The sequence below is a fragment of the Myroides sp. LJL115 genome, assembly GCF_054871665.1.
This window is the reverse complement of sequence record NZ_JBTXLS010000092.1, coordinates 1-1,937: the sequence shown is the minus strand read 5'-3', so window position 1 is coordinate 1,937 and position 1,937 is coordinate 1. Positions and strand designations below refer to the sequence as shown.

The window sequence follows — 1,937 nt, the reverse complement described above, 5'->3', positions numbered from 1 at the left end:
TACCTACAACTGAGGGTTTTTTTGATTTTAAAACAAATAAATATGTATATCAATATGTAGATCAATTAGGTAATGTAAGGCTATCTTATAGTGATAAAGACGGTAACAATAAGATAGAAACAGCTGAGATTATTGAGCAGATTAATTATTATCCATTTGGATTAGCCCATAAAGGTTATAATCAAAAGAATGATCCTTTAATGAAAGATTTTAAATACCAATACAATGGTAAAGAGAATCAAGAAGAACTAGGATTAAATGTTTATGATTACGGAGCTAGGAATTACGATGCAGCTATTGGAAGATGGATGAATGTTGACCCACTAGCGGAACAGTTCGCAGGCTGGACACCATACCATTATGTACACAACAATCCCATAAATATGGTTGATCCTACTGGGATGGCTGCTGAACATATAGATGTTACTAAGAATGACGATGGCACATATAAAGTCGTAGGAGGTCAAGCTAATTCAGATAAAAATATTTATGTAGTAGATAGTAATGGTAAACGCACAGGAGAAGTCGTTGGCGAAATGCTTACGGAATATTCTTTCCACCACGAGGATGGTAGTGCTGTTATTGATGCAAAAATAGATCTCAATGACAAATCTGGACAAAACTTCTTTAATAATGAAATTAAAAATATTGGTTTAATGGATTATATCTCAAATGCCCAAGGTGGAGAACCTCTTGATTTTAAGACAAATGATATGCCTAATGGTTTAACACCAAAAAAACAGGGTATATATACATACAGAGGAATGTCTTTTAATGATAAAGTAGCGTCAGCAAGGGATATCGGAAATTATTCTGCAGGTTATGTAGCTGGAAAGCATGGTCAAGGTTGGGGGGCTTCTAGAATAGCTTTTGATGCTCTTGAGACCAAACAAAAGTACCAAACTTGGAATGTATCTAAGTGGAGAAGTTGGGAAATAGAAGGTCAGCCAACGCAAAGAGCAGAGCGAGCAGGTCATAATGTAGGTTATCCGATTTATAAACAACGACAACTTGAAAAAGAATTACAGAAAGCAACTAATCCTTTTCTAACAGGTTATAAATTTTAATAGGACACTAAGATTAAAATAAATGAAAATAATCATATTAATGTTTGGATTAGTACTTTTTTTTACGATAAACAGTTGTAAATCTGATGGTGCACGGTCATTTTATTGTTTGTCTGAGGATAGATGTATTACTATTTGGAAAACAGGAAATAGAGATGTATTGATAGTATATGGTATATATAATGACAGTAAAAAACCAGTTGATGATTATGTTAAATTGGTTGATATTACTAATGAGGTTGATTGGTATGCAAGTGTTATATTTACTAAAGATGCTAAGTTACTTATAGATGTTATTGATGATAGCACAAAGGTTATTAGTCAATCTTCACTAGGCATTATAGAGTTATATAACAGTAAAAAGACTTTGAATGATAGTTTGTATACTTATTATGATGGTAAGTATAAAAGGTATAAAAAAGAAGTCGATTATATTAGTGTAAACATTAAGGAAAATTATGCTACTGATAAAAATGGCAATAAGTTAAGGTAATGTATCAGAAATGTTGTTTTAACTTTTTTAAAATATAAATAACAATAAAACGCCAGGCTAAAAGCTTGGCGTTTTTGTTTTATAAAATAGATTGTATTTTTCTTTTAGCAATAAACGCATCAATAACGGAGAAGATGAAGGTGTACCGCCAACTGTGTCACAAAATTAATTATATCATATAAAAATGTAAATTAGTCTTATGAACACAAACAACAAAAAGAGCGGATTCGATTTCGAAAGTTTCAAAGAACAGGCTATGGCCGATATTTATCAAGGTAAGAAAATGAATGGTCCAGATGGTGTCTTTGCGCCCCTTTTAAAACACTTTCTAGAAACTATGTTAGAAGGTGAACTAGAGAACCATTTAGAGGAGGAGA

Annotated in this window: 2 protein-coding genes and 1 pseudogene; all 3 read left to right on the top strand. The window is 32.1% G+C overall.

What is annotated here, in order from left to right; translation table 11 throughout:
• Positions 1 to 1,067 (top strand): RHS repeat domain-containing protein (locus ACYSNX_RS13045; protein ID WP_461755088.1); only part of this gene is annotated, 1,067 nt, incomplete at its 5' end.
• Between the two features lie 22 nt (positions 1,068 to 1,089).
• Positions 1,090 to 1,560 carry a hypothetical protein gene (locus tag ACYSNX_RS13040; RefSeq protein WP_461755087.1) on the top strand — a complete coding sequence of 157 codons (471 nt, stop codon included), beginning with the start codon at positions 1,090 to 1,092 and terminating at the stop codon, positions 1,558 to 1,560.
• Between the two features lie 199 nt (positions 1,561 to 1,759).
• Positions 1,760 to 1,937 (top strand): annotated as a pseudogene (locus tag ACYSNX_RS13035) (IS256 family transposase); the annotation flags it as partial.